Genomic DNA, 17,984 nt, shown 5'->3' with positions numbered 1-17,984 from the left:
ATGTTTTTCTGTTCCATTAATTATTTAATGGTGTATTGCGTTTCTCCTATTTTTAAACGAAAGGAAAGTCATTATATGAAACTTAATCAGTTAGCAATCATTACACTGCTGGCAACATCAGCGACTTCTTTTAGTGTAATGGCAGAGAATACAGGTACGGTAAATTTTATCGGTACAGTGGTGACTTCACCCTGCAATATTGCACAACCATCGTTAAAACAAACTATTGATTTTGGTCAGCTTTCTCGCCGTGGTTTAGAGAATGGCAGAACGGCTGAAGTGAATTTTAATATTGAATTAACAGGGTGTGATTTTTCAGATTACACCAAAGATGGTACAGGGGCGTCAGCAGCGGTGAAAAGCATGGAGTTAGTCTTTACAGGGCAAAATTACGCCGATGCGGGTAACACTTTGCTTTCAACTTCTCCGGGTAATGCAAACAACGTAGGTATTGGTATTGATGGCTTTGAATTTGGCAAAGCTAAGGATATTTTATCGAGAATTATCAATAAGAAGGGGGATAACACCTTAACCTTCAAAGCATTAGCTAAAGCGATTGATACCACAAAAGATGTCGCTGAAGGTAAGTTTAGCGCCGTAACTAACTTCCGAATTACCTATCAGTAAGCATCTGAGTCTACCGCCAGTGAATAACTGGCGGTATCAATACGGAGTTGAAGGAGAAAGTTGAGGGAGACAATTGTGATTGTTTATCAACGGGTAACTCGCCAATTAGCTCAACTGATGAAGATGACCATTCTGATGTGCCTGATGTGCCTGATGGTTTCGGGGGCGGCGGCGAATAAAAAAATAGAGCTTAATGGCAGCGCAACATTGAAAGGTATTGTTATCGCTACACCGTGTTCGGTTGTAATGGAAAATAGATTTCAAACGATTGATTTTTCACCTTTGGCAATCCCCCTGCTTGGTACAAAGTTGCAGCGTGAGCAGCATAACCAACCTTTTATTATTGAGTTACGAGACTGCGGAAGCCTTTACTCTTTACTCGACAGTAAAACATGGTCTATTCGATTTGCAGGGGAAACAGCGGAACATATTGATGCATTTGTACTAAGAGGCGCATCACAAGGTCTCGGGGTTTCTGTCCTTGATAGCCGTTTTAATACATTGATTCCAGGGCAATATTACCCTTTGGCAAATAATGTATTACGGCAAGATAAATCCGGGAAAGCGCTCTATCTACAGTACTTTTTACGTCTAGAGCTTACAGGGCAACCTATTCAAGCGGGTAACTATCAAGGGTTAATCCGTTTTTTTATCGATTATCAATAGCATCGATTATCAATAAATTGCAGATAAACATGATCTCGAAATCATTTTCGAGAGGGGCACACTCGTCGCATTTGGGATGGTATAGAGCATGATGTTCAAACATAGCAAACTAAGACAGACGATTTTATTGGCGCTAAGTATGGGGATTGGCAATAGCTATGCTGCTGAATTTAATACCGATGTGTTAGATGCCGAAGATATGAATAACATTGATATGAGCCAATTCTCTGTTGCGGGGTATGTTCCACCTGGAGACTATGTTTTGACTGTTTTTGTTAATGGTCAGCGTTTAGGTGAGCCGCGAGATATCGCTGTTTTTGATGATAAAAGTGCAGCTTCTCAACAAGTGTGCCTTGCACCTCCGTTGCTTGAATTTATGGGGCTAAAAAAATCCGCGGAGGAAAAAGTCTCTCTATTTCATGATGAAAGATGTTTGAATTTTTCAGCTCTGGCTGGAGTGCAAACTAAAGTAGATTTGCCTTCAATGTCCTTAAAAATGACCATTCCTCAAATGTGGATGGAATATCGTGATCCTTATTGGGTTCCCCCAAAATTATGGGAAGAGGGGATTAATGGGCTGTTTGTGGATTACAGCGCGAACATTTCAGCGACAAAAGAAACCGATGGCGACAAGCGAGTTTATGTGTCGGGCAATGGTACATCGGGCATTAACATTGGGGCTTGGCGGCTGCGTGGTGATTTCAATGGGACTTATCAAAAGCAACATGGGGGCAGTTATTCGCAAGAAAAACACAATTTTGATTTCAGTCGGTTATATGCTTTTCGATCATTGAAAGAAAGCGCTGCTTTGCTCACGCTCGGGGAAAATAATTTTTACTCGGACGTGTTTGATTCTTGGCAATATACGGGTATTTCGATTGAAAGTGATGATCGCATGTTGCCGCCAAAATTGGTGGGATACGCCCCTGAAATTATCGGTGTGGCAAAGACTAACGCCATAGTGATAGTTCGCAGCCAGGATCGGATTATTTCAGAAACCTCGGTGCCACCGGGACCTTTTCGCATTCAAACCATTGATAGCGGGATCCGTGGTGTACTGGATGTGACAGTGCGCGAGGAAAATGGGGAAGAGAATAAATTTAGCCTCAGTACTGCATCGCTGCCCTATTTAACCCGCCCAGGTCGGGTAAATTATAAAGCAGCGGTAGGGAAAACACGTTATGACAATCGACATTTAACGGGAGATCCCGTCATTAGTGGTGAATTGTCATACGGTGTATCAAATGCGTGGTCGCTGTACGGAGGAACGCAGCTTAATGCTTATTACCAAAGCGCCGCGTTAGGGATTGGGCGTGACCTATTTTCTTTCGGGGCAGTCGCGGTGGATATTACCCAATCTTTTGCTGATTATTCTGATGATGATAAAGGTCACTTACAGGGGCGCTCGTACCGTTTTAATTATGCGAAGTCATTCGAGGATCTTCGTACCGATATTACTTTTGCGGGCTACCGTTTTGCCGATAAAGAGTATCGAACGCTCATGCAATATATGGATGAGGACAGAACAGGGCATTCACCGCGAGCCACCAAGGAAAATTACCAAGTCTACTTAAATAAATATTTTGATGATTTTAACCTCTCGTTAAATTACCAGTACAGCACCTATTGGCAGGATGACCCACAAACCCAGTACGGTTTATACGCCAATACGAGCCTGAATTTTGCTTCCCTTTCCCAATATAGCGGCAATATTGCTATCTCCGCGACGCGAACGGAGCGAAGTAACGGTTATGAAGATGATGCCATTAACCTTTATTTGACGATCCCGCTGTACAGCGGACATAGCTTGACGTTTTCTGAGTTGTACTCTCGTTCCAATAAAAAGAATCAATATAACCATAATGTGGGATATAGCGGTTATGGGGAGAGGGATAATTACAGCCTAACGATGGGGTATAACCACGGACAAGATGTGGATAGCCAAACAAGCTTGAGCGGTTTTTATTCCCGTGACCTCTCGGATGCCAGTGTGTCCATTAATGGTAGCTATGTCCCTCATCAATACCGCAGTATTGGGGCATCGATTAATAGCGGGATCACAATAACGACCAAGGGAGCCGCGCTGCATCGCTCTGCCCACGGTGATACTCGCTTAATGGTGGAAACTTCAGATATTGGCGGCGTACCACTGAATCATGGCGTTACAAAAACCAACCGCTTCGGTTTAGCGGTGATCCCAAATGTGAATAGTTACCGTAAATCCTCGGCTTCCATTAACACCAGCAAATTACCTGAAAACATTGAAGCGCTCAGTGCCACCAGCGACATCACGCTTACAAAAGGCGCGATTGGCTATCGAAGTTTCCCTGTGATGAAAGGGGAAAAACTCTTCTCGGTGATCACCTTACCGGATGGTAAAAAACCACCGTTTGGTGCCAGTGTGCGTAATGAGGCAAATCAAGAGATTGGGATAGTTGGAGAAGAAGGGGTGACCTGGCTGGTGGGTATCGAGAAGAATGCCGCGTTGTGGGTCTATTGGCGCAATCAAAAACAGTGTCAGATAACGTTGCCAGATAGGTCAACCACATCCTCTTCAATGCTGTTACTGCCATGTCAAAAATAACTGGCATGTCAAAAATAACGGAATTTTTATTATCTTTAACCTATGAGGTTGATTATGTTGAACTTTAAACCTATTTCCGCAGCATTGATAAGCATGCTTATTGGAATGCCACAAGCCTCTTATGGCGCGGTAACTCTGGATAGAACGAGAATTGTTTTTCCGGGTAATGAAAACTCTATTAATGTGCGCATCGCGAATGATAATCCCGAAGAAGCCTATTTAGCGCAAAGTTGGATTGAAGACCTTCAAGGTAAAAAACTCACTCAAGGCGCTATCCTTGCCACGCCACCATTACAGCGGATAGAAGCCAATAGCCACAGCCTAGTGCGCTTGAGCAAAACGCCATTATTAAGCCAATTACCCGATGATAGAGAGTCCGTTTTCTATTTCAATTTGCGTGAAGTTCCGCCGAAATCCACGGAAGAAAATACACTACAAATTGCGTTGCAATCCCGCGTCAAATTGTTCTATCGCCCTGAAAAAATCCTCGAAGCTTCTCAAACCAAATGGGCGCACAACATTACGTTGCAAAAAACGGCCAAAGGCTACCGTTTGAATAACACCACGCCGTTTAACTTAACGGTGATTGGGGTGGGAAATAGCAAGAAACAGTCGGAAGAGAGCAGCTTCGAGGTTGTGATGGTCGCCCCTAAATCGACATTCGAGATTAACAGCCACACGCTGACCACCCCCTATCTCACTTACATCAATGACTATGGTGGCAAGCCAACACTGGTATTTCGTTGCCAAGGAGACACTTGCACAGTCTCTGGGGAACAGTAATGGAGCCAAGACATAAAAGGGGAGAATGTGGATGAATATTATCCGGTTAGCTATCGGGATTATCACAATGACCGTAAGTGCTTGGGGGCAAGGAGAGGAATTTCTAGGCAGCGTGCCACCTACTGAATCCCATTATGAATCTTCACATTCGGGCTGGTTTTTGGTGAATGCCACGTTATTCAATGCGCCATGCAGTTTAGAAGTGGGAAAAATATTGAAATTGACCCATTGCGGCGCGGGTTTAGCATTTAGTGAAAATAAGAGTGGAGCAAAAACACCGGCAATTTTGCGGGTGGTAGATGCCTTAACGGGGAAAGAAACGGTGCGTTATCCCATGGCACTTATTGATGGAAATAACCCCGTTCAGCTTCCTTCTGTGATTGAGAGCGCGCATCCACTGCGACTGGAGGTGAGTTATGAGTAAGCTAACCCTGTTTTGGTGGCTGCTAGCACCCCTTTTCTGGAGCTTTTCGACTCAAGCTAATGCGCAATTTCTGGATGTGGAATTTAGCGGAGAGTTAGTGCATTTATCCTGCAAAGTGAGTGCCGGTTCCGTCAAAAAAGAGATTCAATTAGAAAATTTACGTATGGAGTCTCTTAATCTGGGGGAGACCAGCGTTATCACGCCATTTTCCATTGAAATTGACCATTGCCAGCGTGCGGAGCTGGGAAAACTTATCAAGATAACGTGGCATGGAACGCAGCTAGTGAATATTGATGGGGATAACTACCTTATCACTCAAGGTGATAGCGGCGTGATACTGGGGATTATGGATAGTAAAGATAAACCTATTGCTTGGGATGAGCCGATTGATGTAGGCAGCGTTGCCGTGGTGAATGATGAGCAATCTTTGTCCTTTGGTGTGGTAGCGCGAAAGCCCCCTTATGGTTACGTTGATACAGGGAATTTCTCCGGTTGGGCTACGTTTTCCGTGGAGTATAAATAGTGAAGCAAATCAATAAAATCAGAAAGTATTGGTGGGGTTTACTGTTATTTATCTCACCGGTGGTTTATGGGGATGTGTTTGTAGATGTCGTGGCGACAATGGTCGACCCTGCTTGCCACGTACGCAGTGAAAATAACGATTCACCACTGCAAATTAATTTTGGGGTGGTTGAAATTAATGGGGCGCCGGGAATTTCGTTGACCAAAGATTTTCCGGTGTATATCAGTGGGTGCTCAGGGAGAAAAACGTTGTCGGTGCTACTCAACCCAAAAGGTTATGGAACGGAAGAGTACCAAGGTCGGCAAATTTTATCCACTAGCGCAAAAGGGCTGGGAATCGATTTTTCTGATATCACGGATGGGCTAATATTTCCTTTAGAACTCAATCAATTACAAACTATCACGCCACAGCCTATCAGCGCGACGGAGCACCGTATTAATCTTCAAGCAAAGTTGGTGAACACACTGCCACTCAGTCAATTACCCGCAGGAAGATTTACGTCGGCCATGATGATCTCAGTCACTTATCACTAATGGGAACAGCAATATGTTGAAAATTAAATCCATAGCGCGGGCAGCTTGTTTAGTCGGAGGAATACTGTCAGCGATGATGGCTCATGCAGATTATGCGGCACAAATTATCGATCCTAATACGGGCTATACCATACGCGTGAATAACAGCAGCACGCTGGCGGATCATCCTGATAGGGGATCGGACGGTCAAAATTACTATCAAGTTGGGGAGCCTTTTGTGGTGGATAGTAACCTTGCGGAACCGACCGGTATGGTGAAGTGTATCGGGCGTCGCTGGGGAAGTACGAACACGCAAATTTTGCCAGCAAATGCGTTTCATCGATTATTTATGTATGTGCCTGAAACGGGGTTTTCGATTGCAGGACTCAAAGCGTATCGGTTGAACGCCAACCTAGTGATGACGGTGCAATCCGACATGATGGAATGGACGAACCGCAGCTCCGGTGTGTGCTCAATGTCTTATGCAGATACACAATTTGAGGTTCCTCGATTTAATAACCATTTTCCTATCACCATGACGTTTTATATCAAAGAGCAAATTATCGATGGGCAGTTGATTATTAGTGAAATGCCATTAGCGGGTTACGTGCGTGCATTTACCAACCCAAAAGTGGCGCCACCTTATGATAGCTGGCCGCTTCACGAATCTTCTGTGCCATTACGCTTGGCGGCTTCGCAAATTAATATCGGTGCAAAATGCACATCCAGTACCAGCAGCGGGGAGCAAGGGATATTAAATTTACGCCATGGGCAGTTAAACAGCTTGTACTATGACAACCGTGCTAGCGGTCAAGTCACCTATAGTTGCCTCTTCCAATCGGCAACTAAAGTACGGTTACGCTTGGATTACACGCAGGATGATGACCCTCAAAAGCGCTTACCCATGAAAAATGAGGCGAACGATACGATCTACAGCTCACTGGTCATTACGGATCTTGAAACGGGGCAATCGGGTAAAGAGATAAACGCAGAAATTCACAGCCTGAAAGAGTTCGAAATCAGTAGCCACCTGCAAGGGGAAAATGCCCAAGCGGGTGACTATCGCGGTTCTGCATGGCTGATTGCCACACTGGATTAAGGCTAGGACTCTATGCGCTGAATAAAACTCGACGGAGTTTGCCCAAGCCATTTTTTAAACATGGTAGAGAACGAGCCCACACTGCTGTAGCCAAGATCAAACGCCACTTCGGTGATCGACTTGCCGGCTGAGATCTGGCTAATGGCGCTAAGCAAGCAGGCTTGTTGTCGCCAATCTGAAAAGGACAAACCCGTTTGAGCTCCAAAAAAGCGGCTAAATGATCGGTCGCTTTTATGCAATTTAGCCGCCCACTCTTGGGGGATCGAGGTAATTTGTGGTGATTTCAAAAATTCTCGGCACAGAGCCGCGAGGCTTTGATCCCGCGGGATCGGCGCAAAGAATGGTAGTGGTTCAGCGCGCGCCACTTCATGAAGGATCAACTGCATCAAGGTGCCATCGCGTCCGTTAAGATCATATTCCAGCGGCACATCAACCGCGTCTAATAGCAATTGGCGAAGTAAAGGCGTGACGCGCAACACTTCGCATTGATTGCCTTGGCGGGGTGCTGCCGTAGGTTCGATATATAAACTGCGGGTGCTGACATTCAGCATCCGTGTTTCATGGGCCGTATTTTCCGGGATCCACACGCCGCTGTCGGGGGGAATAACCCATTCACCATCTTCAGTGCTCACCTCAATTAGCCCCGTAGCACCATATAAGAATTGAGCGCGGCGGTGCTTGTGAGAATCTAACAGCACGTTGGGTAAGTAATCTGTCGCGAGTGCGATAACATCTCGGGCGACACTATCAATGGTACTCAGTGGAATATTTCTCATCGTAATTTTGGTTACCGTCGTTTATTGGCTGAAATTCAAACATAACGAATTATTTTCTGAATATAGGCAAAATTTATTGATATAACCACATGTTTCACGCGGTTGGCTGAAATTCCAATGCCTTTGGCGGTTTTTCAAAAGTTGGCTCAGTGGGAAATGTTTACGCTATCGCGGCAACCTAATGTACGCCAGAGGTAGAGTTATCATGAAAAATTATAATGATCAGAGTGAACATCTGATTGAACCATTGACCCGTCGTCGGTTTATTCAAGGCAGCTCTGCGCTCATGGCTGTCCCATTTATTGCCACGAACACGGTCGCTTCAACACCAGAAAATCCCAATATTATCCCAACCACTACCTTGCCAAATGACGGTGAACGGGTGGTTTCCACATGTAGCAGTTTTGACTGTGGCGGGAAATGCGACATTCGCGCCCACGTTAAGCAGGGCGTTGTTACGCGCATTAGCACACGTCCCGATGGTGATCTTGATGAAGAGATGCCGATTATGCGTGCTTGTGTGCGCGGGCGCAGCTACCGCAAATTTGTCTACCATCCAAACCGCTTAAAATATCCCATGAAACGGGTGGGCAAGCGGGGTGAAGGGCATTTCGAGCGAATTAGCTGGGAAGAAGCGACTACGTTGATTGCTGAAAATATGCAACGCATTAACCAGCAATATGGCCCGGCATCGCGTTTTGTGAGCTTAAGTACTGGCGTCACTGGCGGCATCTTTTCAGGGGCGAACATGCTGCGCCGCCTGTTTAACCTGACTGGGGGATTTTTGGAAAATTACCACTCTGTCAGTAACGGTAACACTATGGCGGTAACGCCCTACACTTACGGTACTTCGGCCAGCGGTAGCACTTTGGATACGTTGGAAGAGACCCCGTTGGTGATTTTATGGGGACATAACCCGAATGAGACCATTTTCGGGCATACCAACCATTACTTCCAAAAAATGAAGAAAAATGGCACCAAGTTTATCGTGGTAGATCCACGCTATTCCGATACGGCGTCTTCGTTGGCGGATCAGTGGATCCCGATTTTGCCGACCACCGATAACGCGATGATGGATGCCATGATGTATGTGATCATCAGCGAAGGTCTGCATGATCAGGCATTTATCGATACCTACACCGTTGGCTTTGATGAGCACCAAATGCCTGACGGAGTACCGGAGAATGAATCCTTAGTCGCCTATTTGATGGGGAAAAAAGATGGCGTGGTGAAAACCCCTGAGTGGGCGGAGCCGATTACCAAAGTGCCTGCGCAAACCATTCGCCAACTCGCTCGTGAGTATGCCACAACCAAGCCCGCTGCTTTGATGCAGGGGTGGGGGCCACAACGCCATATTTGTGGGGAGCGCTCTGCGCGCGGTGCCACATTGCTGGCAACCATTACGGGAAACGTCGGTGTGAAAGGGGGTTGGGCTGCCGGTTATGGCATGGCTGTGACGCCTGATCTTCGTAAAACACTGGCGGGTCCCAGCCTCTTTGAAAACCCCGTTAAAGCAAAAATTAATATTACCAACTGGGTACAAGCCTGTGAGGATGCCAACCTCGTCACGCCAGATAACGGCTTAAAAAATGCAGAGAAACTGGATACTGAAATCAAAATGATTTTCTCCCTTGCGGGAAATTACATGACCAACCAGAACCCCGATATTCGCCATGCCGCCAAAGTGCTAGAAGATGAAAACAAAGTTGAGTTTATCGTCTACAGCGACCTGTATATGACCCCAAGTGCCAAATATGCTGACATCTTACTGCCTGAAACCAGCTTTTTAGAACGCTGGAATGTCGGCGGGACATGGGGTACAGGGAACTACATTATTCTGTCTGAAAAGGTCGTGGAACCTGAATTTGAGCGCCGCAGTGATTATGAATGGCTCTGTGATGTGGCAAACAAATTGGGTGTGGGTGAAAAATTCAGTGAAGGGCGCACGGAAAAGCAGTGGATTGAACATCTGGTCAATGATGCTCATGAAAAACGTCCTGAAGATGGAATTCCCACCTTTGATGAATTGCTGGTTAAACGCCGCCATCTTTTGAAACATAAACCCCATACGGGGCATGTGGCATTTGAGAAAAATATTAAAGATTTAGCCAATAACCCGTTTGAAACCCCATCGGGCAAAATCGAGATTTTTTCGAAACGTCTATATGACCGTAATGACCGCGATATTCCCGCACTCTCTCATTATGTGCCTGCGATTGAAGGTCCTGAAGACACGTTGATTCAGCAATACCCGCTGCAATTGATTACATGGAAAGGGCGGAACCGCGCGAATTCCACTCAATTTGCGAACCCGTGGTTGCAAGAAGTGCAGCGCCAAGAGTTGTGGATCAACCCGATCGACGCGAAACGCCGCCAGATTACGGAAGACGATCGCGTGAAAGTGCATAACGATCGAGGCGTCACGATGGTACCCGTTAAAATTACCTCGCGGATCATGCCGGGGGTGGTGGCACTACAAGCGGGAGCCTGGTGGCAGCCAGATGAAAATGGTGTCGATCAAGGGGGATGTGCCAACGTTTTAACGTCAGCACGCAGTACGGCAATGGCGCACGGTAATGCCCATCAAACCTTATTGGTGGAGGTAGCAAAAGCATGAGTAAATTCCACGTTTATCCCGCAGTGAGCGACAAACAACTCGGGTTTTATATTGATTCGGCGCGCTGCTCAGGATGTAAAGCGTGTCAGGTGTCCTGCAAAGATAAAAACAATCTTGAGGTAGGACGTAAATTTCGTCGGGTTTATGAAATCACTGGCGGAGAATTTATCGAAAATGGTTGCGGTAGCTGGGAGAACAATGTGTTCGCCTACACCTTGTCTATTTCGTGCAACCATTGTGCTGACCCAATGTGCGTAAAAAACTGCCCAACTACTGCAATGCATAAGCGTGAAGGGGATGGCATCGTGATGGTGAATACGGATAAATGCGTGGGGTGCGGAACTTGCGCGTGGTCGTGCCCCTATGGTGCGCCGCAGATGAATCCCGAAACCAAGCAAATGTCCAAGTGCGATTTCTGTATTGATTTGCAACTGCAAGGGCAGACTCCCGTGTGTGTGGCGACGTGTCCACTCGGTGCGATTCAGTTTGGTCCCATTGATGAACTGCGCGAACGCTTTGGTTCGCAAGCGGATGTGAAAGGGCTGCCAGACTCATCCATTACTCACCCCAATTTAGTGATCCACCCGCACCAAGGCGCGGGGCGTCATACTGTGATCCAAGGAGCGAAAAAATGAATGAATGGCCACTACTAATATTTACCTTGTTGATGCAAGCCTCTATTGGGCTAAGCGTGATGCTGGGCATTTGTGCAAAAAGATTGGCGACGACTCTGGGTGGAAATATTCCTTCGAGCTTTCTGCTGCGCTATTTATTTATCGCTTGTGTGCTAGCGGGAGTGGGGTTGCTCTCCTCGATTACACACTTGGGGGTGCCGCTCAATGCGCCTAATTCGTTATTAAACATTTTCTCCTCTTGGCTCAGTCGTGAAGTGGTTTTTACGGCAACTTACTTTACGTTCTTGGGCCTCACTTTTTTGTGGATGTGGTTTAAAAAACGACTCTCCTACGGGGTACTGGGGCTGGCGATTATCGCGGGGCTGTGTGATGTGTATGCGATGGGATCAATTTACCGTTATACCTCCATGTTAGTGTGGATGAATGACAATACCTACCTGATGTTTTATGGGGCGATGTTGACCCTAGGGGCGGCAGGGTACTATTTATTGGTTAGCTTCTTCCTGAAAGATAAAGGTCAAAATAGGGCGCTCGCATTATTGATGGTGGTGGGCGTGAGCTTAGTGGTTCGTTTGATTTATCAACCATTCTACGAAAACTATTTGCTGGAAACCGTTTACACCAATGAATCCGTCACTTTTCCCATTGATTCAATTAATGCTTATCAACAAATTTGGTCACTGCGTTTAGCCAGTTGGGTGGTTGGGTTCATTGCCATTGTTGCTATCGGCATAGGGGCATTTTACCGAATTAAAGACGAGGCACAGGGCGTTCTGATTGGGCGTAGCCAATATGTTCTTGTGGTGGGTTGCGTTTGTGCTTTGATTGCTGAATTCATGCTGCGTTACTGTTTTTATACAATCCATATTTAAAAATGAATAACCGAGCCAGATAGGTTCGGTTATCTAATTTACGCTTAACGCATGGGTGACTAAGCTACCTTGATCATTGATATACACCGCAATAAGTTTGCCATTTTGCCGATGATTTCCTTCGAGCTTTTCGGTTGAATAGGGTGGGATCATAATGCTTTTCGCGATGGGGGTATTTTGGTTATTTTCATAATAGAGCTGTGAAATATTCAAAAAATAAGGGGTGGGGTTTTTAATCGAAAGCTGATTCTCGGAATGTAACGCACTCACGTTATTGATAAACGACTCTACGCCATTGGCAAGCGCAGCGGGTCGATAAAAAACTTTAATACGAATTTGTAGCGCCAGCTGGATAATATTCATTCCTTCTTTATTTTGAGGTTTTGGTGAAATATCAAGTACATTCAGGTAAAAAACGGATTCTCTATCTTGCGGTAAATCCCCACCAATAAATCGAATCCGTAATTGCGCGCCATCATGAGCGGCGATTTTGGTCACAGGAGGCGTCACAATAAACGGCGCCTCTGTTGTTTCAGGGGTGGAATGGATATTGCCCTCATCAATCCAACTCTGTACTAAGCTTGCGTGTTCACTGTCATTAACGGTTTGAATATTGGCAGATTTTTGGTCGCTTAAGTAAATCAAACGCGTTTTTTTGAGTATTAAGCTCGCGTGCGTCTGTGAGCTGAGAAGGAGCAACATTAAACCGTAAATAATCCCTTGAATATGCCGCATTTTTTCATCCTTCTAATTATAAGACATGACCACAGTTGCGGTGCTGGATACAGGGCCTTGCGTCACGATGGCAGGGGTATAAGGGTAATAGTAAGCGCCCATGTTGAGGGTAAATGATGGGGAAATGGGACTTCCTTTTGCCACAGTGAATATAGACGTTGCAGTACTTTGTGCTGACACGCTATTGGATAGAGTGATAGGCGTATTAGGATTACTCGCCATCACGAGTCTAAAACCTACACCGGCAGCGCCTTGGCTGGCAGTGTTATTCATGGTGGTTTTATCTGCTGGGAGTAAGCTGCTGCTGGATAAGAAAATACTGATATCCCTTGATGCGTTGCCTCCCGCAAGAAAATCACTGCAAGTGAAGTTGAGATTAAAGGGGGTGTAACCTGCGCGCGTTGCTGATTTGACGGTACTGATGCTGACGGGAGGCAGAGTCACCACTAAACCTTGGTTTGAAAAGTTACAGGTGGTGGTAATAGGGCTATAAGTCACTTGAACGGGTTGTAAATAGATATCATCAGGCTGAGTTGTCCATACAAATCCCAGTAAAAATGCTAAGAGCCTAGCCACCACATCAAGAAGCCATTGTACAAGACCTAAAGTGGATGCATCCGAAGCAAAAACAACGGGGTTAATGGTTGCGGTGCTTCCTGCAATTTCAATATAGTTCGAGCTTGGTTTGACGGTCACTAGGGTAAATTGCATGGTGAAATTTACATTGAGTTCATTGGCATTGTGGGGACCGGGGGACAAGTTTGACACATTATTTTTTTCTAATTGGGTGACGGTGACTTCGACTAATTGCTTACCCCCATTAAATCCTACGGTCGCTTTTCGACCTTGAAATGGTGAGGCAATACCTACGACATTGGGGAGTAATCCATTATTGGTACAAGTAAATGTACCGGAAAATATGGTTCGAGAGTCTTTGGTCACGACAGTCGATGAGCTGGTTAAATCGTTTGATAAATTAAAAGCAATAGGGGATGCCGTGACGGTTGACGCTTGTCGGCAGTTAGCGGAAGCATACTGGCTGACGGCAAGTAAACTTGAAAATAATAGTGCCAATGTGGTTTTTTTCATTGGAGTTTCCTTTATTGACAGCGGTTTTTACCTTTATCCATCGTGTTAACCGGTTGATGGATCACGCACTCTTTCTCCCCTTTCAGCTTGATGTGCAAGGCTGAAGGTAGCTGTTCACTCTTAAGGTACAGCACGCCAGATTGCCCTACATATCCTATATTTTGCTGTTGTGGATCGACGACTTCAGTACCGAATGGCAGGCTGTGACCATTGGCTAACTCACCGCGTAAAATAAAGGTTTGTCGAGTGTCAGTTTCTAACTTGATGTAGTTAACTGCACCTTGATACGGGCTGATGTTTGCCATATTTCCGAGCACTTCAGCGCCTGCCGTGTTTTCGGTATCAGAGAGGGTATATGAGTTAGCGCGATAAGGGGTACTGTTGGTCACTAGTACCACACCTCGCTGATTGGTTAGCGTGGTTTTATCGTCATTTACCATCATATTATTGGCCATTGGGGCATCAATGATGGTGTAGGTATCTCCAGTATCACCCGATAAGGCGATATGGTTAGGAATAGCGACCAAGGTGCCTCGAGCGCCTAATCCTGCCTGACGATAATCATTCGCTTCGGTATAAGAACCGGATAATGTGGTGTAAGGGTGTTTATAGGTAATATTTCCACCGAGGACATTGTTGCCCCCAGACTGATTTGTGCCTGTTACGGTGTAATTAACTTGATTATCTTTCCCCGCGATGCCACTGACACTCAAGGCCGTTTGTTCATAGTGAGAATCAGTAAAATAGCTACCTAAGCTAACGTTAGCGCGTTTTTCGAATAGGCTAATGGGAACGCTGATATTCATATAAACGCGAGTTTCTTCTTTATTATCATAATTACGCACCCGTGATACGGATACGTTGTAGGAAATGTCGTTGTAGTTGTTGGCATAACCGACTTGATATTCTCGGCTACTGCCGTGAGTGTTCCAGTAATCACGATGGGTACCAGAAACAAAAACAGAGCCATAACCGTCGCCAAGCTGCTGATTCAAATTAAGGGTGAAGGTATTTTTCGCTCGTGAGCCACGTAGGGCATCGAAGTTGCTTAACGAGAGATCTGAATTGTTATTATTGCCAATTTGGTTGGCATTTTCGTCTTGATATCGCTGCCATGCTTTGTAGTTATCATGGGAGTAGATTGAATCAACAAAGCTATAGTAGCCGCTAGTGGAATAGCGGTATGTGGCGAGAGTTAAACTGGTCGAAGTGGCATCAATAAATTTACTGTAGGTTAAACGATAGCTTTGACCACTTTTATCTCCACTATCTAATTTAGTTTTGGCGTGAGTGACGTCCGCGGAGATAGCACCAAAGCGAAAGTTCCAACCACTTCCAATGACGGCGGAATAATATTTCTCACTGAGTAGAGCGCCTGAGTAGAGTGTCACTAAGTTATTCAAGCCGTAATGATATTCACCTTGAATAAATTTAGGTTGGTATGAGGTATTGTCGATTTTTGCTTGCCCAGCAAGAACGTTATAGTTGGAAACACCCTCTTTAAGCATGTCGGGTACGGCGGAGTAGGGAACAGAAAATGACTCTTTGCGACCATCAGCTTCTTGTATGACCACCAATAAATCACCGCTTCCCGCGCTAGGCTGAATATCGTTAAATGCGAACTCTCCTGGCGGCACGTTTTCTTGATAGACCAAATACCCATTTTGATAAACGGTGACTAAGGCGTTGGTTTGTGCGACGCCCCGAATAATAGGGACAAAGTTTTGGCTTGAGTTTGGCAACATGCCGACTTCAGTGGCGAGCATAATGCCTCGCATACGAATGCTATTAAATAGCGCTGTTGGTGTATAAAAATCGCCAGCCTTTAGCCCTGAATTAATCTGGCTGATTGGGCGGTATGCATAGCGGGTGTTATTGCGCCATTTTTGCGAGCCATGGGATGAATAGCGATAACTTGATTCATCACGAAATTGCCATGCACCTAAATTGACACCCGAGTTGAGGGTGGCATAGAAATTCTCATTATTTCTCTTTTCGTGTTTCTTCTCTTTATAAGTGTAATAGTTTGTATTATAAGCAAAAATAATGGCGGGTACGCCATGTTGCCACAAGCTGGGATCGACATAGCCAGATTCAGATTGTTTAATCGACACTTGTGGAACGGTAATGTTTAGTCGCAATTCACTGATTTTAAATTGGTAATGTAGGTTGGGTGCCAGTGAGCTGAGCTGAACATATGCGTTATTCTCAGGCTGATCTACTTGGTTAGGTGTGGTTTTTAAACCGAGCTTAGGGACATCACTTTGCGCAAGGCTGATCTGCTTACCATTGTCTTCAACATTGATGTCAAACTGCCCTTTCCAAACCTGATTAACATAGATATCCGCAAGCTGCTTGCCCGCTGGAATTTGTCCATCAGAATAGAAACGAGAAATATCTCCTTTCGCAGATTCACCCACCAAAAGGGAGGTATCGAATTCATCTGCAAATGCATTTTTTAGATAAGTCTGTAACCCTATTAAAATAAGGATGTAGAGATAATTTTCTTTTTTCATGATGGTTTCTTCTGTTAAAGCTGAAGGTTTTTAGATTTGAAAACACCATAATCATCAACATAAGTCAGAATAAGATTGTTACCCTTTAACTGCTTTTTTAAAGGCAGTGTTTTGGATGTGTGTGGTGGAACCATCTCTGAATCAACAAGCGCTGTTTTTTTATCTTCAGGCGTTGTAATAGCAGCAATAGTAAAGTGGTATTGGGAGTTATTATTCACGACAATACCGTTATTATTTAGCTGGTAACTAATATTGTCCGTGATATTTTCAGGTGATTCAGTTAATCCCGTAGGTCGATAAAATAGTTTTATTCTTGAACGTGCCGCTAATTGAATGACATTTTTCCCTTTCATTGAATCTGGCGCTTTAGGAATATCTAGGACATTTAAATAAAAAACACTTTCAACATTATTTGGAAGTTTTCTATCTGTTTTTTTGATTTTTAATTGTTGACCTTGTAAACCCTCTATTTTGATAATAGGAGGGTAAATATAAAAAGGTGCATCTGAATTCTCAGGTGTTGAATTTATATTACCATCATCAATCCAAGATTGAACTAATGACGGTGTATTACTGTTATTAGTTAATTGAACAGACATGCTTTGTGCAGCTTCTGGATATATAATCCTTGTTCCTGTAATAATAACGTTTGAAAATGTTTCTTTAGAAAATAATAAAAGAAGTAAGAATAATAATTTTATTTTCATAATAAATTCTCACTAAAAGCTAGGTTCAGAGGAACCTAGCTTGAGTTTATTGTTATAGATATGAAACGGTATAAACAACGTTTGATTGCAGCGCACCGACAGATGCGGCAGTCGCATTTGTTTTGTAGTAGCTAGCAATTAAGTTCAATGTTGCACCAGCAGCTGAAGTGGTATTGGCTGCGGTTAACTGAGTATCAAAGGTCGTATTTAATGGAATAGCAACGGTTGGTGATCCAGTCTGTGACAAGCTAAAGCCCACGTTACGAGCAACGGCCGGATCATTTTCGTTCACTGTTGTATTCATTAAATACAGGCCTGAAGGCGAAATATTACTTGAAGAGAAGTGAAGTTTTAATGTCCCTGCTGGCGTACCTCCACCAACAATTGCACAGTTTGAAAAGGTAAGCCCAAAGGCTTTTTGGTTTTTTGTAATAACTGTACTTGCCGTTGTTCCTGCATCAGAAGATATAATCGGATCTAAAGCAATCGACATATCAGCGCTGTTATTACCATTAATCGTACAGGTAGTATCACTAATTGCACCGGAGAAAGAAATAATACCTCCAGGGCTATTTGTGGCAGCAATTACTGAGCCAGATAACACGGATAAGGACAGTATTGATAGAGAAAGTATATGTCTAGGCATAATTAACCCCATCGAGGTTCTCGATTAATTAAAATAAGTGATTTTTTTTTGCGAGTCAGAATTAACTAGCTTTTTAAGCTTAGACAAGGTTTAAAGATTTTCAAGATATGTAAAGTGGAATTAATGGGTTTATAAATCCAATGATTTCAAATTTTCAGATTAAAATATTGTAT

The 17,984-nt window shown here is 44.5% G+C and carries 17 protein-coding genes; 11 read left to right on the top strand and 6 right to left on the bottom strand.

Translation table 11 applies throughout. The features are described 5' to 3' along the window. The first annotated feature begins 75 nt into the window (after positions 1–75). From JK188_RS10160 to JK188_RS10125, 8 genes are all read left to right on the top strand, one after another. Positions 76–627, top strand: a complete 552-nt coding sequence (locus JK188_RS10160) for a fimbrial protein (protein ID WP_132497119.1) — start codon at positions 76–78, stop codon at positions 625–627. Between the two features lie 75 nt (positions 628–702). After that, positions 703–1,293 (top strand): fimbrial protein, encoded by a 591-nt coding sequence (locus tag JK188_RS10155; protein WP_442959119.1) that lies wholly within the window; start codon positions 703–705, stop codon positions 1,291–1,293. Positions 1,294–1,381: 88 nt separating this feature from the next. Continuing rightward, the gene (locus JK188_RS10150) at positions 1,382–3,877 is read left to right on the top strand and encodes a fimbria/pilus outer membrane usher protein (protein WP_211887870.1); all 2,496 of its coding nucleotides are present in this window, start codon (positions 1,382–1,384) and stop codon (positions 3,875–3,877) included. Positions 3,878–3,970: 93 nt separating this feature from the next. Beyond that, entirely contained in the window at positions 3,971–4,660 is a 690-nt protein-coding gene (locus JK188_RS10145) for a fimbria/pilus periplasmic chaperone (RefSeq protein WP_442959118.1), read from the top strand. Positions 4,661–4,691: 31 nt separating this feature from the next. Further along, positions 4,692–5,084 (top strand): hypothetical protein, encoded by a 393-nt coding sequence (locus tag JK188_RS10140; RefSeq protein WP_211887868.1) that lies wholly within the window; start codon positions 4,692–4,694, stop codon positions 5,082–5,084. Further along, positions 5,077–5,607, top strand: a complete 531-nt coding sequence (locus JK188_RS10135; RefSeq protein WP_211887867.1) for a fimbrial protein — start codon at positions 5,077–5,079, stop codon at positions 5,605–5,607. Before JK188_RS10140 ends, JK188_RS10135 begins: the two co-directional genes overlap by 8 nt. Continuing rightward, a complete protein-coding gene (locus JK188_RS10130) occupies positions 5,607–6,140 on the top strand; it encodes a fimbrial protein (RefSeq protein WP_211887866.1) in 534 nt (177 codons plus the stop codon). The genes JK188_RS10135 and JK188_RS10130 overlap by 1 nt, the downstream gene beginning before the upstream one ends. Positions 6,141–6,153: 13 nt before the next feature. After that, entirely contained in the window at positions 6,154–7,218 is a 1,065-nt protein-coding gene (locus JK188_RS10125) for an adhesin (RefSeq protein ID WP_211887865.1), read from the top strand. 2 nt (positions 7,219–7,220) lie between these two features. On the opposite strand, the gene JK188_RS10120 is transcribed toward JK188_RS10125, so the two are convergent. Further along, positions 7,221–7,994 carry an AraC family transcriptional regulator gene (locus JK188_RS10120; RefSeq protein WP_211887864.1) on the bottom strand — a complete coding sequence of 258 codons (774 nt, stop codon included), beginning with the start codon at positions 7,992–7,994 and terminating at the stop codon, positions 7,221–7,223. Positions 7,995–8,199: 205 nt separating this feature from the next. Here JK188_RS10120 and JK188_RS10115 point away from each other — a divergent pair, with 205 nt between their 5' ends. Genes JK188_RS10115 through JK188_RS10105 form a run of 3 tightly spaced genes read left to right on the top strand, consistent with a single transcriptional unit; the run spans position 8,200 to position 12,118 of the window. Then, a complete protein-coding gene (locus JK188_RS10115) occupies positions 8,200–10,611 on the top strand; it encodes a DMSO/selenate family reductase complex A subunit (RefSeq protein ID WP_211887863.1) in 2,412 nt (803 codons plus the stop codon). Further along, positions 10,608–11,246, top strand: a complete 639-nt coding sequence (locus JK188_RS10110; protein ID WP_036955182.1) for a DMSO/selenate family reductase complex B subunit — start codon at positions 10,608–10,610, stop codon at positions 11,244–11,246. The genes JK188_RS10115 and JK188_RS10110 overlap by 4 nt, the downstream gene beginning before the upstream one ends. Then, on the top strand, positions 11,243–12,118 hold the full coding sequence (locus tag JK188_RS10105) for a dimethyl sulfoxide reductase anchor subunit family protein (protein WP_211887862.1): 876 nt from the start codon (positions 11,243–11,245) through the stop codon (positions 12,116–12,118). Before JK188_RS10110 ends, JK188_RS10105 begins: the two co-directional genes overlap by 4 nt. A 33-nt stretch (positions 12,119–12,151) precedes the next feature. Here the strand turns inward: JK188_RS10105 and JK188_RS10100 are convergent, their stop codons facing one another. The 5 genes from JK188_RS10100 to JK188_RS10080 are packed head-to-tail and all read right to left on the bottom strand — an operon-like array spanning position 12,152 to position 17,811. Next, positions 12,152–12,853 carry a fimbrial biogenesis chaperone gene (locus JK188_RS10100; protein ID WP_211887861.1) on the bottom strand — a complete coding sequence of 234 codons (702 nt, stop codon included), beginning with the start codon at positions 12,851–12,853 and terminating at the stop codon, positions 12,152–12,154. A gap of 12 nt (positions 12,854–12,865) precedes the next feature. Beyond that, positions 12,866–13,942, bottom strand: coding sequence for a fimbrial protein (locus JK188_RS10095; RefSeq protein WP_132497129.1), 1,077 nt, complete (start codon positions 13,940–13,942; stop codon positions 12,866–12,868). Positions 13,943–13,953: 11 nt separating this feature from the next. Continuing rightward, positions 13,954–16,458: a fimbria/pilus outer membrane usher protein gene (locus JK188_RS10090; protein ID WP_211887860.1), complete on the bottom strand. Its 2,505-nt coding sequence runs from the start codon at positions 16,456–16,458 to the stop codon at positions 13,954–13,956. A gap of 14 nt (positions 16,459–16,472) precedes the next feature. Continuing rightward, positions 16,473–17,165, bottom strand: a complete 693-nt coding sequence (locus JK188_RS10085) for a fimbrial biogenesis chaperone (protein WP_211887859.1) — start codon at positions 17,163–17,165, stop codon at positions 16,473–16,475. A gap of 52 nt (positions 17,166–17,217) precedes the next feature. Beyond that, a complete protein-coding gene (locus JK188_RS10080; RefSeq protein WP_006663314.1) occupies positions 17,218–17,811 on the bottom strand; it encodes a fimbrial protein in 594 nt (197 codons plus the stop codon). Between the last annotated feature and the right edge of the window lie 173 nt (positions 17,812–17,984).

It is taken from the genome of Providencia sp. JGM181 (assembly GCF_018257375.1).
In the GTDB taxonomy this organism is placed as follows: domain Bacteria; phylum Pseudomonadota; class Gammaproteobacteria; order Enterobacterales; family Enterobacteriaceae; genus Providencia; species Providencia lanzhouensis.
The sequence above is the reverse complement of the archived record's forward strand: the minus strand, read 5'-3'. Positions and strand labels throughout refer to the sequence as shown.